Consider the following 17236-nt stretch of genomic DNA (forward strand, 5'->3'; position numbering starts at 1 on the left):
CATGCTGGCTTGGTTTCGCGCGCTCATGCCGAAGGAGGACCGGTTCTTCGACCTGTTCGAGCGCCATGCTGCTACGCTCGTGGACGGCGCGGCTGCGCTCCGGGCGCTGCTCGACGGCACTCAGGAGGTGCCAATGGCCTGCCAGGCGATCGCCGACCACGAGGACGAGGCCGACACGATCACCCGCGAGGCGCTGCTCGCCGTGCGCCGAACCTTCATAACCCCGTTCGACCGGGGCGACATCCAAGCCCTGGTCGGGTCGTTGGACGACGCCATCGACCAGATGCTCAAGACCGCCAAGGCCGTACAACTGTTCGAGGTCACCGCCTTCGAGCCGTCGATGCGCGAGATGGGCGCGGTGATCCAAGAGGCGGCGGCCGCCACCGCCGAGGCGCTGCCGAAGCTACGGGCCCTGGGCGAGAACGCCACTATCCTCAACACCCTGACCGAGCGGGTCATCCAGCTCGAAGGCCGAGCGGACGATCTGCACAATGCCGGGTTGAAGGCGCTGTTCAAGGCGTCCCGGCAGGACCCCATGGCCTTCGTAGTTGGGTCCGAGCTTTACGATCACCTGGAGAAGGTCATGGACCGGTTCGAGGATGTCGCGAACCAGATCAGCAGCATCGTTGTCGAGCATGTCTGAGCCGATCGCGTGACCCTCCTGATCGTCCTCATCGGCGTCGCCCTGGTCTTCGACTTCCTGAACGGCCTGCATGACGCGGCCAATTCGATCGCCACCATCGTGTCGACCCGGGTGCTCGCACCCCGCTACGCCGTCATCTGGGCGGCATTCTTCAACTTCGTGGCGTTCCTGATCTTCGGCCTGCACGTCGCCGGCACGGTCGGGTCCGGCATCATCGACGTCACCACGGTGACCGACCGGGTGATCCTGGGTGCGCTCGGCGGCGCAATCAGCTGGAACCTGATCACTTGGTACGCCGGCATTCCGTCGTCGAGTTCGCACGCGCTGATCGGCGGCCTGCTCGGGGCCGGCATCGCTAAGGCCGGATTGGGCGCGATCGTCTGGCCGGGCGTGATCGCTACAAGCGCCGCCATCGTGCTCTCGCCCGCCCTGGGCTTCGGTCTCGGGTTGCTGCTGATGCTGGCCGTGTCGTGGATCTTCGTGCGCTCGACACCCCACGCCGTGGACCGGTTGTTCCGCCGGATGCAGTTCGTCTCGGCCTCGCTCTACTCGCTCGGCCACGGCGGCAACGACGCGCAGAAGACCATGGGCATCATCGCGGTGCTGCTCTACGCCCACGGGGAGGGCGACGGCGCGTTCCACGTCCCGCTCTGGGTGGTCTTGTCCTGCCAGACTGCCATGGCGCTCGGCACGCTGCTCGGGGGCTGGCGCATCGTCCACACGATGGGCTCGAAGATCACCCGGCTATCGCCCATGCAGGGCTTCTGCGCCGAGACTGGCGGGGCCGTGACCCTGTTCGCCGCCACCGCATTCGGGATCCCGGTCTCGACCACCCATACGATCACTGGGGCGATCATCGGTGTCGGCGCGGCTCGGCGGGTCTCGGCAGTGCGCTGGAACATCGCCCAGGGCATCGTGGTCGCCTGGGTGATCACCATGCCGGCCGCGGCGCTAGTGGCGGCACTGATCTACAGCATCTCGGGCTTCGTTCTGCCGTGAAGCAATACGTCTCGCCGTCTGGAACGAGCACGTCAGTCGAGAGCAGGCGCGGGGCGCTTTAGATCAGGCATATCTCACCGACTTTTAGATCGAGGCGTCGTGCGAGGTCACGCCCTAGCGAGCCCACCACCTCCACGTGCACGTCATCCGCCGCCAATGCGTCCACCTGCGCCATCGCCACCGCAGCCGAAGGGGCCAGGATGACGTAGACGCGGACGCCTTCACGCCTCTGATGCACGGCGATCAGATAGGCCGTATGCTTAGCCCGCTTCGTCACCGAGCTACCTCGATCCCAAGCCGGTCGGCGTCAGCCGCCGCGTCAATCCTTGTCGGGCTTTTCCTTGGTCAGGGCGCCCGTCTTGGGATCGACGTGGAACTCCATCTTCACGCCGTTCTTCACGCCCTCGCCTTCCCAGTGCCCGTCGTCAGCCTCGAACTCGGTGATGCTGGTGTAGCCCGCGTCCATGAGCTTCTGCTTGACTTGATCGGCTGGGATCCAGTCCGGTCCTGGCTTATCCGTCTTCGCCAGCGCCGGGCTGGCAAAGCCGAATGCCGTCGCGAGGATGAGAGTAGAGAGAGCCATCGATTTCATTAGCCGTCTTCGTTTCAGAATGTGTCCGATAACGGGCGGCATGTGGGGCGGTTGCACGGCGAAGTCGTACACGCTCAAATCGCAGCTGACCGGCGCCGAACGAGAGCGCCACGCGGCGCTCGTGATCTAACGTTCGCTCAGCGTCGGTCAAAGGTGGAACGTCCGCTTTGTGACGAAAGGTCAAGGTCCGATTGCCACCCCGAGCCGAAGTTGTCGGACGGCCAACGGATGACCGCTTTCGGGGAGCACCATCCGGGGCCTGTACGGCAGGGGTGGGTCGGTAGGAGGCCGTCCGCTTTTTCGGCGGATCTGCTCCGAAGCGGACCGGCGGCTATCGGCCAGGTTCAGTCGCGTGAGTAGGCGCTTCCGAATGGCTGGGTTGGGTGGTTTCCTGCCGGCCCGCTTCTAGTCGGCGTAGCGATGAAGCGGACGTGCCGCCGCGCCCGTTCACGACCCCACTCGGACATGGCTTAGGCATCGTCTAATGTCTGCTCCTGCGATGAAGCGGACGGCATAATGACCGCAACCAGATCAAACATATGTAACTGTAAGACACTGTAAGGCGATGCTAGGGCTAAGCATGGCTCTGCGCGAAACCATCACCATCTCCGTGCCCCCGGAACTCCGGGCGTTCCTGCAAGGGTGTGTAGCCACTGGCCGCTACAGCAGCGTCAGCGAGGTCGTGCGGGCCGCTCTACGCGAGTTTGAGCGAGCCGAGATGGGTAACACTCCGATCTCACGGCAAGCGATAGCGCAGCGGACTCCTCCCCCTCATGACCGCGCCTGATCCGATGTCGGGTAGCCTCGACTTCCTCAGCGAGGGTGGTGAGATGGGCGCGCGCATCCGCGTCCCGAGATGCGAGCGATGGCAAGCCAAAAATCAGCAGGTAGAAGCGAAAAGTTCTAAACGTGCATTGATTTGTTGTGTTCGCTGGCGCAGATGGCTTGCTTCACTCAAGCAGGTGCGCCGTGAACGAGAATACAGGGACCATCGAGGCTCAGACCATCGATTTCATCGGACTGACGAGCGAGATCGTCTCAGCCTACGTGTCTAACAATTCCGTCCGGCCCGGTGATCTGCCGGAACTGCTCACCGGCGTTCACACTGCCCTGGCCGGTCTCAGCAAAAGCGCCGCTGCGGCGGCTCCGGCAGTCGAGAAGCTCACACCCGCGCAGATCCGGAAGTCGATCACGCCAGACGCGCTGATCAGCTTCCTCGACGGCAAGCCGTACAAGACCCTGAAGCGGCATCTCAGCAAGAGTGGCATGACGATCGAGCAGTACCGGGAGCACTTCGGCCTGCCGCGGGATTACCCCTCGACGGCGGCCAGCTACTCGGCACAGCGCTCGGCGCTTGCCCAGAGTTTCGGGCTGGGCCAACGACGCGAGAAGGTGGTCGCGGAGGCTGCTAAGCCCGCGGCGACCGTCTCCGACAAGCCGAAGCATGCTGGTCGGCCGCGGAAGGCCGCAGAGGCATAGCAGAAGGCGAGGCTACGGATCTTTCCGCTACCGATCCTTCTCTTCCCTCTATCGCGGCGGTTGAGCGCCCTCACGCTCCTGCTCGCGAGCGCACCGGTCGCCGTGCCCTCCCCGGTCACGCGTGGCCGGTGCGTCCTCTTCCTTGCTGACAGCGGCGGTAAGGACGTCCTCACACCATGCAGATGCCAGGCGGGCCAACTTGGGCGCAGTGAAGGCTCTGCAGCGTCAGGCTACAAGCCTCGTCACCGATAACGGTCATTATCGATGGTTAGCAGCGCGCCATTGCCTCAGATCGCACACGCTTGGGGAAATGCGCTTGGGGCAACGAACTTTCAGTTCAGCCCGGGATCACGTCCGGCACGATCCGCGGGATCAGGAAGGTAACGCCCATCGTCGTATTGCGACGCCACACGACCCTGACTGGCAGCGAGGTGCTCGCCCTGCCGATCGAGAGATCGAACGTGTTCGGCACCTTCCTGCCCGAGGCAAACAGGATGCACGCGCCGTTAGAGCTGTGGTTGAGCACCAGGCAGGGGGAATGAACGGGTGTGCCCGCGAACGACGCGCGTCCCTCTAAGAGTCCGTCCGAGAAGTCAGGCTGATCGGGCGAGGCGTCTGACGAGGATCATGACGGCTGCGGCGTAGAGGAAGGCTCGTGCGGAGGCGAGTGTCGCTTCCGGATCCTTCCAGAGGCGTCGGTTGCGGCTGATCCAGGCGAAGAACCTCTCAACGACCCACCGACGTGGATGAACAGCGAAGCCAACCTGATCCGGCGGCTTGCGCACGATCTCCACGGCGATGATCGTCGCGCTCGCTGGCTTGTCGCCGGCATAGCCGGCGTCGGCGAAGGCCTTGGTGATGAACGGGAAGGTCCGGCGCGACAGGCGCAGGACCGGACCGGCTCCGTCCCGGTCCTGCACGTCGGCAGGTTGCGGATCGAGGACGAGCGCACGCCCGTCCGTGTCGACCAGAGCTTGGCGCTTGCGGCATTTGACCTTCTTGCCAGCGTCGTAGCCGCGCGGCCCGCCGCTCTCCATCGTTTTGACGGTCTGGCTGTCGAGCACGGCTGCAGACGGCGAGGCTTCCCGCCCGACACGCTCGCGATCGGCCATGACGAGGTGATGGTTGATCCGGCCGAACAGCCCTGTGTCGCGCCAGCGGCTGAAGTAGCCGAACGTCGTCGAACGCGGCGGCAGATCCTTGGGGATCATCCGCCAGGAGATCCCACCTCTCAGAACGTAGAAGATGGCGTTCAGGACTTCCCGTGTCGTCCAGAGCGGAGGCCGGCCACAGGACGCTGGCCTCGGCATCAGCGGCGCGATCACAGCCCACTCGGCATCGGTGAGGTCAGTTTCATAGCGAAGGCCCGCGCGGCTATGCTGCCGCCGGGTGGTCGGGGTCCACATGGCGCTTCCAGGTTAGGCTTCAGCACCCTCCTGGAATCATCGCCATCCCGGCCACTCAACCCCGCCTCAGGCCCTTATCGGACGGGCTCTAACGTTGACGTTACACGAAGCTTGGCGCGGCGCTCTAACATCGCAATGCACTACTGAAATGAGATCTCACGATGGCATATAATTTTTAAAACTTTATATATCAGACGAATCATCACAGCTTTAAGCAATTAAAATTGGACCAACGGTTCAAGGAGCGCTACCGTGGGCGCCTTCTATAGAGCGCCCCCCTCAGCAATTATAGATTCCACGTCGACTTGCTCACGTGCTACTTTGCATCAGTCGCTCCGGCTCGGATGCCGAACGGCACAGGGCCGAACCACGTCGTTACGGGATCCGGCCCGCTTCCCTATCCCGCCCGTATCGTCACGGACGCATCGTCAGGGTCGACTGTCTCGACCCGTGGGCAATCTCATACCTTAGCCAACACCCTTTGGATTTGAGCAGCCGCCCATGGGCCGCCCCGGACCGCTGGGATGAGCTGATCCGCGCCTCCGAGTTCGACGCGACCTACCTGCATTTGCGGAAGCGAGCGGCGGGATGACCCTGCATCTTCAGCCGGTGCGGGTCCGCACCAGCAGTCAAGATAGCAACGGACAACTCGTGTTCGCGGACGGCTTCCTCGTGGCAGTCCTGGTTCGGCTCTTCGACTAGCACGGTGCCGATGTGGGCCTGCGGTTCTTGGAAGCTGGCTTCGGCCCGACCGCAGTGATCGGTGCTCCCCTGTTCTTAGACCTGGACGCGGCTCAGGCCTGGATCGAGCGGCATCTCAGCAGCAAGCGGGGGGGGGGGGGGGGGGGGGGGGGGGCGTAGCTTAGGATGCGACTGGAAAGTTTCTCAGGAAACACTCGGTGCCGGACCCGTAAACAGCCGTTCGTATTCGGCTTCCGGAGCGCCGTAGGAGGGGCCGGCTAGAGCGAGCAGCGCCGCGCGATCGCGGACGATCAGGGTACCGCGCTGTCGACCGATCACGCCGGAACGCTCCAAGACCGAGATCGCGCCCGTCAGGCCCGGACGATTGACCCCGAGCATCAGCGAGAGAAACCGATGCGTCGTCGGCAACTCGTCGCGCTCAGTCCGATCGTGGACCATGAGCAGCCAGCGGGCGAGACGCGGCTCCAGGGTGTAGCGGCCGTTGGCTAGGGCCGTGGACGTGGCAAGCACGCCGAGGACGTGCGCATACCGCAACAGGTGATTGTGCAGGCGCGGACTGCTCCGGAGCGCCTCCGAGAAGGCGCTCACGGGTATGATCTGCGCCAGCCCGATAGCCTGAACCCGGGCCTCGTCTGGCGTCCGCTCGGCGTCGAGCAGGATCGGCACGCCAACCATGCCCTCGCATCCGACGAGCCCGACCTCGACCTGCTGGCCATCTGCCGCGACGCTGACGAGCGAGACGATGCCTCGTTCGACGAAGGCAACCCGGGTGATGGGGGTGTCGGCTTTGATCAGCACATCGCTCAACGACAGGACCACGAGTTCGAGGTGCGGCTGCAGGAGACAGAAATCGTCCGGATTCAGGGATCTAAGCAAGCGATTGAGGCAGCTATCCTGCGTCGGTTGCGACATGGTCCCGTTCACTTGGAGCGGGAGGCCCAAGAGCTCTCGGTCGGGAGCACTTGAACGTGCCTGCGTCCTACGCCTGCTTGTCTTTGAGCCTAATCTTCTAAGAGAGCAAGATATCAATCAAATGATGGAGATTTGGTCGGATATCTGACATAGTGGCAGATACCGAGGTGCAGCGATGTGAGCCCCATGCAGCAGGCGCTGACGCGGAAGCTTGAGAGCTTTGAACCGCTGTCCGACCAAGCCCGCTCGGCCTTGAACAACCTGATACTCAAGGTCCGGCAGGTCGGAGCGCGCCAGGATCTAATCCAGGAAGGCGACAAGCCCGACAACGTCCTGCTGATCCTCGACGGCTTCGCCTGCCGGTACAAGGTCCTTCCGGACGGCCAGCGCCAGATCATGGCACTCCTCGTACCGGGCGATTTCTGCGACCTGAACGTGTTCATCCTCGACGAGATGGATCACACCATCGGCACCATCTCGACGTGCCAGGTCGTTGATATCCCGCGCGGAGCTATCGATAAGATCACAGCACAGCACCCGAGCATCGCGCGCGCCTTCTGGTGGTGCTCTCTGGTCGATGGAGCCGTCCTGCGCGAGTGGCTGGTCAATATGGGCGCGCGCGCTCCGGACCAGCGCATCGCGCATTTTCTGTGCGAACTTCTCATGCGCTTGGAAGCGGTCGGCCGTGTTACCGACAACAGCTATGCGTTTCCGCTCACGCAGTCTGAGATCGCCGACACGATGGGTCTGTCCGACGTGCACGTGAACCGGACGCTGCGCGAGCTTCGCGCCCTCGGCCTGATCCACCTCAAGCGACGCGTGCTGACCATTCTCGACGTCGAGCGAATGAAGGCCTTCTGTAGCTTCGCACCGAACTACCTGCACCTGCGCAACACCCGTTGGGGAGAGCGCCGCGACCTGAGTTGGCTTGGCCGCGCCCAGGAGGGCTAGCCGATGTCCGAGCGGGGCAATGTCGAGACGCTGATTGTGCTGCAGCCGATCGCGATCGACACGGGCAGCCTTGACCACGACGGCATGCTGGTGATCGCCAACGGCCTACTCGTGGCAGTGCTGGTTCGCCTCGCCGAACCCGAGCATGCCAATGTCGGAAGTTGGTTCATGGAGGCGGGGTTCGGCCGGCTGCAAGGGCTGAGGGTCCCTGCCTTTCCGACTCTGGAAGACGCAACGCGCTGGCTGCGACGACATCTCAAGCCAGTTTGAGCTATCTCGCCGGTGATCGGATGGGAAATCCTGCACGCAAACTTCAACAGGGACGCTGCGGCAGGGGCCACGGGGCAAACCGTGAGTGAACCCGAACAAGGCAGTGCCGAGGCGGTGTACGTCTCGGCCATGGTCGGCGAGATGATGCGGCGCGTTCTCAACGATGCCCTCGTCAACCTCGCGCGGACGAAGGGTGCGAGCTATCTCGACATGCTCGTGCAGCGTGAGCCAGCCCGCTACGCCGATCTATTCCGAGAGCTGCCGGACGATACAACTGAAATCACCAACACGTTACATGCCTGGTTCGTGATGGAAGGTAGCGCCGCCTTGCGGGCTGTCGTCAAACGCGCAAGCGAGATTAGCGCAGCGCGCTAGGCTGCCGACAGCCGCTTGGTGTTGAAGGCGACGTGCTCGCGGTAGCGGGCGATGACCGTCTCGGGCGAGCCTCCCAACATTAGCGTGGTCATTGCCTCGCCGGCCGCATGCACCTTCTCGACGACCATCGACTGCATCTCGGCGCGGCCCTCCCGGCCGCCCCAGGCAAGCCGAACCATGCGCAGCTCGATCACGCGTCGCGACTCGATCGCCAGCATTATCGACGACAGGAAGGTATTGTACACGGCACACTCCGCACCGCGGCAGATGCGGGCACGGGATAAACGCCGTTCGACGCCTCAGAGATCCAGAAGAATAATATTGAGGGAAGACGCCGCACCCCTGCCCATATATAAATTAGCAACCTATCATCGAGATCCTGGTTTACTTTAAAGCATCATGCTCCCCGTCGCTTATGCTTCGGCGGTTCTCCCGACGAAAAGTACAGCTCATGGGCAGCGGCATTTCTCTTTTAGTACTTGCACTTGGCACGATTGGCGACGTCGGCTTCTTAGCCATTGCGGCTCGAAAGCAGGTGGCAAACCTGAAGGGTGACCCGGAACGCTCCAACCTCATCAAGGATCATGGCGGCACACCACGCCAGAACATGCCGGGGACCGAGCACTGAAACCGCGTCTGTAGTGCCTAGACAGTTTTATCCCCGGCTCGACCCCGCCGCCCGATCTGCTCACGGGTTGGCGGGGCTTGTGCCTTTTCTCACGGCGAGGAGCCGAATACGCGACGCGGCCCGAAATGCAGGATGGGGGAGGGCGGTTAGCCGAGCCTCAACGACATTTCCTAGCAAGGGCCCGAAGTGGGAAAGGCTACTCTTTTTCAGGCGACCTAGGCCCCATAACTGCTGACACACAGTCAGCAACGTGTTCATTTCGTAATTGAGCCGCCTCTCGGTCTTGGCAGAGTCAGCTTCGGCGCTACCGTCTCCGCAGGAAAAAGAACCAGATCAGGATCAGCACGGGGATCGGCACCCCCAAGAGCCAAAGCAGGCTACCTGTCAGCATGTCATCCTCCCTTGAGCGAGGGAGTAAGCCAACGAGGCGCCGATCCGTTCTGGTGCACCTGGCCTACGCGATGGCGGTGAACTACGGACAGGCGTGAAAGACTGGCTCACTGACTATTAAACCACGATCACCGAACCGTCGATTTGATTGACCGACACGACACGCGGTCCGCGAACATCGGGATCCCGCTGCTCCCAGGCCGACAAGGCGGCGTTGGCGGCCTCGACGATCGCCCCCGGAGAGCTGCCGATCCGTGGACGGATCGCCTCAACAAGGCGCGTCAGGATCGTCTGCTCCTCAAGCCGGTGCGCAGGCATCGTGGCTTGCTGGCAGAACGCCACGTAGACGTTCTCGGCGATCACGCGGGCGGCGCGGTCGGGTTCAGGCGTGTCACTCATCTCAGATAGCCCTTCGCCTTCAGATGCTAGGTGGTACGACCTGACCACCCCAACGCCTACCCCTTCCGCTCCCGGAACCGGATCCCGGCCCCGCCGCCGTCCTCCGGATGAACTTCAGGCCGGGGGTTATCACACCAGCCCGGCGAGCCCGTAGGCTGCCAGCGCAGTAATCAGGACTGTGAAACCGACGAGCGAGACGGTGCCGCCGATCCCGCCATGAGCCCCCCCGTCATCGGCCTGCGGCCTTCTTCACATACTCCCAGACCGGAATGCCGCAGACCTGACCTTGCTTGGTCCGGTAGCCTGAGCCGTCTGCGAACACGATCCTGGTGGGTTCCACCTCCAAAGCCTTGCTCCCGGAGACCATCATCACCCCGCAGTAGTCGAGCCGCAGCCTTCCATGCTCTGGATGAAGCGCGAACAGCTCGGCCGCCGTCCAACCGAGCGCATGGGCCTCAGCCCCGAGCCGGTCGCAGAAATCGATGGCAGCCTCGCGGATCGGCACCCAGCGGGTCGGCGTCAGATACCGGCAGGGCGAGGCGTGCGGGGATAGATCCTCAAGGGCGCTGCGCCACACGGCAGCGGCGTTCGGGAGCATGGTGGGTGCGAAATCGGAAGCCATACGGCCGAGCTACGGGAGCGAGACCAGGAACGCTATGCGACGGAAAGCGGGGGGGGGGAGGGGGAGGGGGGGGGCCCTGCGGGCGACGAGCTGCGGCCCGAGCCGGCACCCTCGATCCCGCCTGACGGCGGACGGCTGCGCCGTCTGCGCGATAACAAAGGAATTCAGGCAGCAAGCCACATCAGCAGGTTGGCAGCAGCACTCCGGCTCAAGCCGAACCGGTCCTGTAGCGCGTTGGCGAGCTGCGGACGGCTGATCCCGATCTGACGTGCGACTGCCCCTTGCGTCATCTGGCGCACCCGCTGCGCATCACGCACGGCCCGCACGAGGTTGTCGGGTAGGACACCGCCGGCATAGTCGCTGAGGGGAGCGCCAATGTGTCTCCACTCCCCACCACCGAGCATGTCGGGGTGCTCAAAAACTCCTTCCTCCGGAAGCGGCTGCGCGACAGCACGACCTGACGGGATCGCCCTTACCTTGGCTCCGGGCGCATGCCCGACAGCGCCGACGCTCGGGCTCAGGCGGGGCTTCCTCGCTGGACTCGGAATGGCTCGTTCTGCGACGTGAGACCGATCCGTCGTGAGCTTTAGGTACTTCGTACCTGGTGCCGACGAAACAGTCTCACGGTCTCGGATCTGAGCGGGGAGGGTGCCGGCTTTCTGGTGCAGGAAGTAGGTCGCCCGACTCATATCGAGAGTGGCCCACGGCTCAAGCCGGGCCTTCGATTGCTCCCGCGGCCGGACCCCTTTGGCGATGCGGTAGGCCTTCGCCAGTTCGGCTTCCCGGGCTCGCTGATCGCTGGCGAACTCTCGGGCCGTCATGCCGGCCGGGCGGATGCGCGCGATCCGCAGCCGCTCCCGCTCATCCGTCGTGAGGCGCAGCAGGTCGCCCAACTCCTGCGCGGACCACCACAACCGTTTCCGGCCGTCGCGCTCCTCAGCCTCGGCGATGCATCCGCGGTTGGCGCTTAGGCTAATACGGGAACGCCAACTCGGCACCAGCCGGTGACGTGCTGCTCAAGATCCTCGGCGAGAAAGCCACCGGCCTTCGCAACGAGCCAGGGCAGGGCGGCTCTCAGGTAGACTTCGCCGTCGTCCGTATCGCAGGGGCCGAGATGGCGGGTGTGGATCAGGCTCCCGATTTCGTGGAGCGTCTGCCGATCGCCTGTCCAGTTCGAGCGCCTGTTGCGCGGGGCCCTAATATTCCGTTCGAGGGCGACGGCTTGGCTCTGTGCCTTCGCGTGCTCCACGGCCTCAGCGGCGATGCGGTCCCAGACATCGAACATCCGAGGCGGTTCGGGATTCCGGCGAGCCATTAGGCAGCCCCCAGCTCGAAGCTGAGCTGAACCGGTTTCCGGTACGGCTAACGGACGGGTCGAGACGGGACACACTCGCCCAGCGCCCGCCGCGTGGAATTGATGAGTGAGATTAATTCGTCGTGGTCCCGAAACCCGCGCTCGAACCACAGATGCGCGCCGATCGCCTCATCAGAGACGATGACCCCACCGTGTGCGTCGCTGCGCCGGCCGAGAACATCGGCTGCAGTCAAAGTAGTTGAACGGGCGAGGGGGTCCTGCATTACGGTAGGAGCAGGTGTATCAGACCACACGCACTGAGGTGCGAAAGGCTTCTGCGGATCGTAGGTCTGGCCGTGCTGCGCGGGCATGGTCTCAAGATGGCGAGCGTCAGGAGCGGTGTTGAAGCAAGTTTGCTACTTCGAAGGTTCCGCCGGGTTGGTACCAGATGGTGATGCCGTGCGGGTTGGCAGCGGCGCCTGAGGATCGTGCGCGGAGTCGCCGGTCGGGTTCGCAGCCGGGACCGGTCGATCCTTGTTCTCCGCTATCGAGTGGCCACTGGGGTTCGGCGCATCCTTCGCGGCCGACTCCTCCCGCGGCACCGGCGCTTGGCTCCAGCCGTCCTGAGCGCTTCGGCCCTTGTCGCCCCTTGCGTCGAAGCACTTGATCTCGCCGGGCTTGGTCTAGGCCTGCGCGGATGCGGTGAGCGCCAGGGTTGCGAACGCGGCAAAAGCGACGCTCAGTGGAAGGGGAGAGCGGGCCATCGGGTTGTCTCGGCTGTCGTGAAAACGTTCACGGGCAACCGGTCGAGCCATATACCTGTTCCAGCTTTATAGACCTCTCCGATAACCGGACTGCGCCACTGATGGTCAATCCAAGCCCGGACCGCCAGGAGGAAGCGGCTGCGCCAATCCTGCCCGCCCACATCGAGCACACTGTCCGGGCCATCGCTGGTCTCCACTGGGAGCATCATCGTAAGGCCACACCGGTCCAACGCACTGTCGATCGCATGACCAGCGCCGTTGGGCGCCCACGCTTTTCGGCGTACTCTCTCGCGCGATCCTCGCCTGGGTCGGTTTGAACCTCGTTCTCCCGGCACTCGGTCACGCAGTTTCGATCCGCGACGTTTCGCGTACATGCAGGACGTTGGCGGCGTCCTAAGCCATACGTCACCAGTCTGATCCTGATCACGCAGCGGCACGATGAGCAGCTGGCCGAGCACCTCGCTCAGCTTAACCCTGGAACTCGCGATCGTTTCCGAACAGAAGAGTGCCAAGATCATCGCCCTGATGGAGGAGATGAGGCGTGACCATCCCCACCTCACCGATCGGGTCGACGATGAAGCGGAGGCGATGGCGCGGCCAACGAACCCCCAGGCTGTGCTCGACGCCATCAATGACACGCAGGGCGACCTGCTCTCCACGGAGGGACAGATCACCCCGGCGTAACCTGGGACCAACGCTAGCGGAATAGCTCCGCAGATCGATGTCTGCGGAACCCTGGTAACTATAACTACATGCGCGAACGACGCATATGATGGCGCCGATGACGCTTCATGTGCCTCATACCCATCATGCCCTGCTGGCCGGCTGTGCGCTTCTCTGACGGGCTCTTCACGCTTCCCGGATTGTTCATGTTGCTCTGCGCGCTACCGCCGGAGGGCATCTGAGCGAGAGCCGCTCCTGTGACTGCGAAGGTCAGCGCAGCGGCGAGGGCAAGCGTCTTTATCGACATGATATTTTCCTCCAGACAGATCGCGTTGATCGGTCCGAGTCTGAACAACGCCACGATCGATATTGTTCAGTCTTCCATCAGATTTGCAGTTACAGATCCCGGCACTGTATGAGCCGCAGCGCCAAGGTCTGCACACCGGGCTGGGGGCGGAACGAAGAAACACCCCGGGAGCGGGTGCTCCCGGGGTGTCGCCGACCTCGCGGCCAGGGTGATCGAGCTGGGGGTGCGGAGGTCAGCCGGACGGCTGCTCTTCGGCGATGAGGGGCGGTGAGGAGGACCAACTACCCCTCGCCCGCCATCGCATCTTCCGGCACGGATGCCGGGAGCAGCGCGACCGGATCTCAGTACGAGCCGAACTTGTAGTTCAGGCCGGCGCGGACGACGGCGAACTCATCGGAGCGGCGGCCGATGCCGCTGCTGTACACGGCGGGGAAGTTGCTGGCGGCGTTGATGACGAACGCGCCCTGGTTGCGGGTGTTGCGGTCGAGGTTGACGTACAGGCCTTCGACCTTGAGCGTCACGGCCGAGGAGCGGAAGAAGTTCAGGAACGACTCGGTGGGGAGCGCGAATTCGACGCCGCCGCCGACGGCGTAGCCGGTGCGGAAGCTGTCGTTGCCGGCGTAGCCGCCGAAGGAGCGGTCGGCGCTGCCCGAGCCGTAGGCGAAGCCGCCGGTGCCGTACACGAGGGTGCGGTCGAAGGCGTAGCCGAGGCGGCCGCGCACGGTGCCGAAGTAGTCGAGGCTCGACAGGCCGCGCGGGTCGGTGACGTAGTAGCCGGGGGCGAGGGCGCCGTTGATGAAGGCGTTGTTCCGGCTGCGGCCGAAGTCGAGGTACTGGGCGTCGGCCTCGATGCCGACGACCACGCCCGAGCCCGGGGTGAACTGATAGTTGTAGCCGATCTGGGCGCCGCCGGAGAAGCCGTCCTGGCTGCGGTTGCCGAAGGTGGCGGTGGTGCCGGCGGCGGCGTAGGGGGCCGGGACGCCGAAGGTGGAGTTGTTGTTGCTGCGGCTGGAGGCGTCGAACGCGTAGCCGGCGTTGATACCGAAGTAGGCGCCCGTCCAGGTGAACACCGGCACGGGGGTGAACACCGGCGGCGGGGCGGCGCGGCGGGGCAGGTCGGCGGCCGAGGCGGCGGCCGTCAGGGCGGTGAACGCGGCCAGCGAGGTCAGGAGCTTGGTCATAACGTAAGGTCCAAATTTCGATCTGACGATAAGGCTACCGGTCCGTAGATGAAATGGCTGTAGTTTTACGGACACACTGCCGGCTGATGACGTGGGACGGTATAGTAAACCATCCATGAACATGCGTTCCACGGTCGAAATACAGTGCGATGTACACGACCAGGCGGCGCAACATCTCGGCTATGGTTTGGTTGCAGCACCCCGTGACTTTGGCCCGTGGCTGTTGCCGAGATGCTACAGAAGCGATCCGCCGCCCTGCCACAGAATTGGCCCGCCATCGGGTATTCAGCCCCCTCATGCCAATCCGGCCCGAGCACCGCTTTTTCTATCCGATCGACTGGCGCGAGCTGTCGCTGGCGATCCGCTTTGGTCGGGCAAAGGGCTGCTGTGAGGGGTGCGGACGGCCGCATGGGCGGATAGTCTACCACCTGGGCGACGGGCGCTGGTGGGACGCCGAGGCCAGCCGGTGGCGCGATGGATGTGGCAGGCGGATCCGTCTCGGGCTGGGTGCCGACATCCTCGGCCGCGCTCGCCGGACTTGGGTCGTTCTAGCTGCCGCGCATAGGGATCACGATACCTCGAACAATGCGGACGCCAACCTCGCGGCCTTTTGCCAGCGCTGCCACATGATCCACGACTGGCCGGAGCATCAGCGAAGGCGCTGGCGCACACTGTTCCGGCGGAAAGTGCTCGGCGACCTGTTCGGTGGCCCCTACGCCTGACGGGTCGCTCAGCGGGTTTAGGGGAAGATGGCGTTCCTGCTGCCGCTCATTAGAGTTCGCCTTAAAGCTCAAACCTTGTCGTTTTCTGCCCCGACACGGTTAGTAGACAAGTCGCGCAAAAATTCGAGGAAGCGCAGCCGCAGGGCTAAGTCATCAATGGCAAAGTACAGTCGCAACACCTCGGCTGCCTCCTCCTGCGACGAGAAAACCCGAGGTAGCGCCGCGCGCGAATGCAATAGATTGAACGCTTCGACGGGCATGTTTAGCGACGCGGCGATCGTCTTCAACCGCATCGTAGCCTCACTGGTGATCGGCCTACGGCCTTGTCGGTCTCCCTCAAAGCCGAGCCCGGGAGGATCCTTGTCCCTCTGGCCCATGTCAGTTCCCACGCATGCTGATAGCTCAAGCATGCGTCCGTCACCCCTGAAGTTGCAAGTCCGAGCCGGAGCACAATCGACACTAGCATGTGAAATCCGCTACGGAATGGCTGTCCTCGACCGAGATCGCCGCCCAGGGGAGACGAGAGTAGATGCCGAAGCGTGGCGTTGTGCGGAACCTGACCCGGCCGAACGAGCTGCGTACTAGCTTGGCGGCCTCAGGCGTTGTCGGCACCTGGGAATGGGACCTGCTGAACCGCTGCGTGTACTATGACGAGCAAGCTGCGGCTTTGCATACTGGCGATCCCGGCCTCGCCGGCCAGCCGGTCAAGGCCCCGGTATCGATCGCCAATGTCCATCCTGAAGACTGCGAGTGGATGGCGCGCGACATGGCCAAAGCAGTGCAGAGCGGGAGCTTGTTCCTAGTCGAGTACCGGATCGTAAACCCCGACCAAAGCATACGCTGGATCCTGTGCCGCGGGCGGATTTACCGGGCCGAGGACAGCCAGGCGGTGCGCTGCCGCGGCATCATGATCGACATCACCGAAAGTCGTGAGACTTGTGAAACAGGCGAGGGCTATGTTGCCCAGCCGTTGCCGCATGAGGAAAGCCTAATCGTGCAGGCAGCTGACCGCTGCCTGGAAGCGCAGGCAGCGCTCGAACAGTATGGCTCACTGCATTTGCTACAAAAGGCGGATGAGCTGCTCCTCGCCGTCGGTCAGGAACTGTCGCGTGAAATAAATGAAGAACAGGTATCGCACCTGCATTAGCGGAATGTACAGTGTGTCTGATCATTGCGTCCTGTTTTCAGTCTATTGGTGTGCCGGCACGTGCCAGGTAACATTGCCGAATAGATCGTGCATCCTCTGCGTTCTTTATCCATGTTGGTTCTCGACTTGGCCCGGGCTCTAGCCGAAGATTCGCCCATCGGTATCGTCGTTACAGGCGGACTTGCGGTGACCGCTGCATGGGCATGCCGCTAGGATGGCGAACAGTGGCCTAGCGTTGAGCGGCGCTCAATCTGCCTGAAGATCCCCTCCCTTGTTCTGCCATTGCTTCCGCTTGAACGGCACGTGATCACAACCTCGTCATGATCTGAAAACTTCAGGCATCCTTAAGGTGATTAACGGAGTGAATTCAATCTCAGCTGAGATTGTAATCTATCTTCGATGGCCGAGATGCTGAATAACAACCGGAAGTTGCTTCCGGCGATCATGCGCGGGACCGCGATCTCACTAGCTGTGGCCAGCGGCGCCATCGCGAGCCTCCCGGATGCGGATCACATCGTATCGCAGAAGGGCAAACGTTTTGGGCCGGGGGACGTCGCACTCCACGTCGGTGAGCACATCACGGTGGTCAACGACGACGACAACTTTGTCCACCAGGCCTACGTCGAAGCCGAGACGTTCGCCTTCGACAGCGGTGATATCGAGCCCGGCGCCAAAGCCGTCATCACCTTCCCGACGGAGGGTGATTTCACCGTCCTGTGCGGCGTTCACCCGAAGATGAAGCTCGCCGTCCACGTGCGGTAGCTGCGCCGCCAGCAGCGCCGATGCTACC

General features: G+C 63.4%; 25 protein-coding genes. 12 read left to right on the forward strand and 13 right to left on the reverse strand.

What is annotated here, in order from left to right:
- Position 1 precedes the first annotated feature (1 nt).
- Both AC3IF1_RS16430 and AC3IF1_RS16435 read left to right on the forward strand, forming a co-directional pair.
- Entirely contained in the window at positions 2-643 is a 642-nt protein-coding gene (locus AC3IF1_RS16430; protein WP_489218464.1) for a DUF47 domain-containing protein, read from the forward strand.
- 9 nt (positions 644-652) lie between these two features.
- Positions 653-1642 (forward strand): inorganic phosphate transporter, encoded by a 990-nt coding sequence (locus AC3IF1_RS16435; RefSeq protein WP_489218465.1) that lies wholly within the window; start codon positions 653-655, stop codon positions 1640-1642.
- Between the two features lie 58 nt (positions 1643-1700).
- Here AC3IF1_RS16435 and AC3IF1_RS16440 read toward each other — a convergent pair whose 3' ends face one another.
- The gene (locus tag AC3IF1_RS16440) at positions 1701-1919 is read right to left on the reverse strand and encodes a hypothetical protein (protein WP_489218466.1); all 219 of its coding nucleotides are present in this window, start codon (positions 1917-1919) and stop codon (positions 1701-1703) included.
- A 42-nt stretch (positions 1920-1961) separates the two neighbouring features.
- Complete coding sequence (locus tag AC3IF1_RS16445; RefSeq protein WP_489218467.1) at positions 1962-2306, reverse strand: PepSY domain-containing protein; 345 nt, start codon at positions 2304-2306, stop codon at positions 1962-1964.
- Positions 2307-2814: 508 nt separating this feature from the next.
- Between AC3IF1_RS16445 and AC3IF1_RS16450 the strand changes: the two genes are divergently transcribed.
- A complete protein-coding gene (locus AC3IF1_RS16450; RefSeq protein ID WP_489218468.1) occupies positions 2815-3021 on the forward strand; it encodes a type II toxin-antitoxin system ParD family antitoxin in 207 nt (68 codons plus the stop codon).
- Positions 3022-3203: 182 nt separating this feature from the next.
- A complete protein-coding gene (locus tag AC3IF1_RS16455; protein WP_489218469.1) occupies positions 3204-3713 on the forward strand; it encodes a Ros/MucR family transcriptional regulator in 510 nt (169 codons plus the stop codon).
- A gap of 337 nt (positions 3714-4050) precedes the next feature.
- On the opposite strand, the gene AC3IF1_RS16460 is transcribed toward AC3IF1_RS16455, so the two are convergent.
- The 3 genes from AC3IF1_RS16460 to AC3IF1_RS16470 all read right to left on the reverse strand — a co-directional run bounded on the left by AC3IF1_RS16460 (position 4051) and on the right by AC3IF1_RS16470 (position 6763).
- Complete coding sequence (locus AC3IF1_RS16460) at positions 4051-4185, reverse strand: hypothetical protein (protein WP_489218470.1); 135 nt, start codon at positions 4183-4185, stop codon at positions 4051-4053.
- 121 nt (positions 4186-4306) lie between these two features.
- Positions 4307-5119 carry an IS5 family transposase gene (locus tag AC3IF1_RS16465; protein ID WP_489218471.1) on the reverse strand — a complete coding sequence of 271 codons (813 nt, stop codon included), beginning with the start codon at positions 5117-5119 and terminating at the stop codon, positions 4307-4309.
- A gap of 885 nt (positions 5120-6004) precedes the next feature.
- Positions 6005-6763, reverse strand: coding sequence for a Crp/Fnr family transcriptional regulator (locus tag AC3IF1_RS16470; RefSeq protein ID WP_489218472.1), 759 nt, complete (start codon positions 6761-6763; stop codon positions 6005-6007).
- A gap of 156 nt (positions 6764-6919) precedes the next feature.
- Between AC3IF1_RS16470 and AC3IF1_RS16475 the strand changes: the two genes are divergently transcribed.
- The 3 genes from AC3IF1_RS16475 (at position 6920) to AC3IF1_RS16485 (ending at position 8329) form a co-directional block, all read left to right on the forward strand.
- The gene (locus AC3IF1_RS16475) at positions 6920-7684 is read left to right on the forward strand and encodes a Crp/Fnr family transcriptional regulator (protein ID WP_489218474.1); all 765 of its coding nucleotides are present in this window, start codon (positions 6920-6922) and stop codon (positions 7682-7684) included.
- A 3-nt stretch (positions 7685-7687) separates the two neighbouring features.
- A complete protein-coding gene (locus AC3IF1_RS16480; protein ID WP_489218475.1) occupies positions 7688-7954 on the forward strand; it encodes a hypothetical protein in 267 nt (88 codons plus the stop codon).
- Positions 7955-8035: 81 nt separating this feature from the next.
- Positions 8036-8329, forward strand: coding sequence for a hypothetical protein (locus AC3IF1_RS16485; RefSeq protein ID WP_243966400.1), 294 nt, complete (start codon positions 8036-8038; stop codon positions 8327-8329).
- Here AC3IF1_RS16485 and AC3IF1_RS16490 read toward each other — a convergent pair.
- Positions 8326-8547, reverse strand: coding sequence for a hypothetical protein (locus AC3IF1_RS16490; protein WP_279598191.1), 222 nt, complete (start codon positions 8545-8547; stop codon positions 8326-8328). The genes AC3IF1_RS16485 and AC3IF1_RS16490 overlap by 4 nt on opposite strands.
- Positions 8548-8780: 233 nt before the next feature.
- Between AC3IF1_RS16490 and AC3IF1_RS16495 the strand changes: the two genes are divergently transcribed.
- Positions 8781-8957, forward strand: a complete 177-nt coding sequence (locus AC3IF1_RS16495) for a hypothetical protein (protein ID WP_489218476.1) — start codon at positions 8781-8783, stop codon at positions 8955-8957.
- Positions 8958-9464: 507 nt separating this feature from the next.
- Here the strand turns inward: AC3IF1_RS16495 and AC3IF1_RS16500 are convergent.
- The 4 genes from AC3IF1_RS16500 to AC3IF1_RS16515 all read right to left on the reverse strand — a co-directional run bounded on the left by AC3IF1_RS16500 (position 9465) and on the right by AC3IF1_RS16515 (position 11653).
- Positions 9465-9710, reverse strand: a complete 246-nt coding sequence (locus tag AC3IF1_RS16500; protein WP_243966394.1) for a hypothetical protein — start codon at positions 9708-9710, stop codon at positions 9465-9467.
- A 265-nt stretch (positions 9711-9975) separates the two neighbouring features.
- Positions 9976-10368, reverse strand: a complete 393-nt coding sequence (locus tag AC3IF1_RS16505; RefSeq protein ID WP_489218477.1) for a hypothetical protein — start codon at positions 10366-10368, stop codon at positions 9976-9978.
- A gap of 164 nt (positions 10369-10532) precedes the next feature.
- Positions 10533-11261, reverse strand: coding sequence for a hypothetical protein (locus AC3IF1_RS16510; RefSeq protein ID WP_489218478.1), 729 nt, complete (start codon positions 11259-11261; stop codon positions 10533-10535).
- Positions 11262-11335: 74 nt separating this feature from the next.
- Positions 11336-11653 (reverse strand): hypothetical protein, encoded by a 318-nt coding sequence (locus AC3IF1_RS16515; protein ID WP_489218479.1) that lies wholly within the window; start codon positions 11651-11653, stop codon positions 11336-11338.
- Between the two features lie 1211 nt (positions 11654-12864).
- On the opposite strand from AC3IF1_RS16515, the gene AC3IF1_RS16520 reads away from it, so the two are divergent.
- A complete protein-coding gene (locus tag AC3IF1_RS16520; RefSeq protein WP_489218480.1) occupies positions 12865-13110 on the forward strand; it encodes a hypothetical protein in 246 nt (81 codons plus the stop codon).
- Between the two features lie 64 nt (positions 13111-13174).
- Here the strand turns inward: AC3IF1_RS16520 and AC3IF1_RS16525 are convergent, their stop codons facing one another.
- Both AC3IF1_RS16525 and AC3IF1_RS16530 read right to left on the reverse strand, forming a co-directional pair.
- The gene (locus AC3IF1_RS16525) at positions 13175-13450 is read right to left on the reverse strand and encodes a hypothetical protein (protein WP_489218481.1); all 276 of its coding nucleotides are present in this window, start codon (positions 13448-13450) and stop codon (positions 13175-13177) included.
- A 287-nt stretch (positions 13451-13737) separates the two neighbouring features.
- Positions 13738-14577 (reverse strand): outer membrane protein, encoded by an 840-nt coding sequence (locus AC3IF1_RS16530; RefSeq protein ID WP_489218482.1) that lies wholly within the window; start codon positions 14575-14577, stop codon positions 13738-13740.
- Between the two features lie 296 nt (positions 14578-14873).
- On the opposite strand from AC3IF1_RS16530, the gene AC3IF1_RS16535 reads away from it, so the two are divergent.
- On the forward strand, positions 14874-15299 hold the full coding sequence (locus AC3IF1_RS16535; protein ID WP_489218484.1) for a hypothetical protein: 426 nt from the start codon (positions 14874-14876) through the stop codon (positions 15297-15299).
- A 68-nt stretch (positions 15300-15367) separates the two neighbouring features.
- On the opposite strand, the gene AC3IF1_RS16540 is transcribed toward AC3IF1_RS16535, so the two are convergent.
- The gene (locus tag AC3IF1_RS16540; protein ID WP_489218485.1) at positions 15368-15592 is read right to left on the reverse strand and encodes a hypothetical protein; all 225 of its coding nucleotides are present in this window, start codon (positions 15590-15592) and stop codon (positions 15368-15370) included.
- 236 nt (positions 15593-15828) lie between these two features.
- Here AC3IF1_RS16540 and AC3IF1_RS16545 point away from each other — a divergent pair, with 236 nt between their 5' ends.
- Complete coding sequence (locus AC3IF1_RS16545) at positions 15829-16446, forward strand: PAS domain-containing protein (protein WP_489218486.1); 618 nt, start codon at positions 15829-15831, stop codon at positions 16444-16446.
- A gap of 399 nt (positions 16447-16845) precedes the next feature.
- A complete protein-coding gene (locus tag AC3IF1_RS16550; protein WP_489218487.1) occupies positions 16846-17208 on the forward strand; it encodes a cupredoxin domain-containing protein in 363 nt (120 codons plus the stop codon).
- Positions 17209-17236: the final 28 nt, after the last annotated feature.

Source organism: Methylobacterium sp. E-012 (assembly GCF_057836545.1).

Bases quoted from the DNA above. Each gene is read 5' to 3' on its own strand.
- AC3IF1_RS16430 (WP_489218464.1), top strand. From the start codon at position 2: ATGCTGGCTTGGTTTCGCGCGCTCATGCCGAAGGAGGACCGGTTCTTC.
- AC3IF1_RS16450 (WP_489218468.1), top strand. From the start codon at position 2,815: ATGGCTCTGCGCGAAACCATCACCATCTCCGTGCCCCCGGAACTCCGG.
- AC3IF1_RS16465 (WP_489218471.1), bottom strand. From the start codon at position 5,119: ATGTGGACCCCGACCACCCGGCGGCAGCATAGCCGCGCGGGCCTTCGC.
- AC3IF1_RS16475 (WP_489218474.1), top strand. From the start codon at position 6,920: ATGCAGCAGGCGCTGACGCGGAAGCTTGAGAGCTTTGAACCGCTGTCC.
- AC3IF1_RS16480 (WP_489218475.1), top strand. From the start codon at position 7,688: ATGTCCGAGCGGGGCAATGTCGAGACGCTGATTGTGCTGCAGCCGATC.
- AC3IF1_RS16490 (WP_279598191.1), bottom strand. From the start codon at position 8,547: ATGCTGGCGATCGAGTCGCGACGCGTGATCGAGCTGCGCATGGTTCGG.
- AC3IF1_RS16495 (WP_489218476.1), top strand. From the start codon at position 8,781: ATGGGCAGCGGCATTTCTCTTTTAGTACTTGCACTTGGCACGATTGGC.
- AC3IF1_RS16505 (WP_489218477.1), bottom strand. From the start codon at position 10,368: ATGGCTTCCGATTTCGCACCCACCATGCTCCCGAACGCCGCTGCCGTG.
- AC3IF1_RS16515 (WP_489218479.1), bottom strand. From the start codon at position 11,653: ATGTTCGATGTCTGGGACCGCATCGCCGCTGAGGCCGTGGAGCACGCG.
- AC3IF1_RS16520 (WP_489218480.1), top strand. From the start codon at position 12,865: ATGAGCAGCTGGCCGAGCACCTCGCTCAGCTTAACCCTGGAACTCGCG.
- AC3IF1_RS16530 (WP_489218482.1), bottom strand. From the start codon at position 14,577: ATGACCAAGCTCCTGACCTCGCTGGCCGCGTTCACCGCCCTGACGGCC.
- AC3IF1_RS16535 (WP_489218484.1), top strand. From the start codon at position 14,874: ATGCCAATCCGGCCCGAGCACCGCTTTTTCTATCCGATCGACTGGCGC.
- AC3IF1_RS16540 (WP_489218485.1), bottom strand. From the start codon at position 15,592: ATGCGGTTGAAGACGATCGCCGCGTCGCTAAACATGCCCGTCGAAGCG.
- AC3IF1_RS16545 (WP_489218486.1), top strand. From the start codon at position 15,829: ATGCCGAAGCGTGGCGTTGTGCGGAACCTGACCCGGCCGAACGAGCTG.
- AC3IF1_RS16550 (WP_489218487.1), top strand. From the start codon at position 16,846: ATGGCCGAGATGCTGAATAACAACCGGAAGTTGCTTCCGGCGATCATG.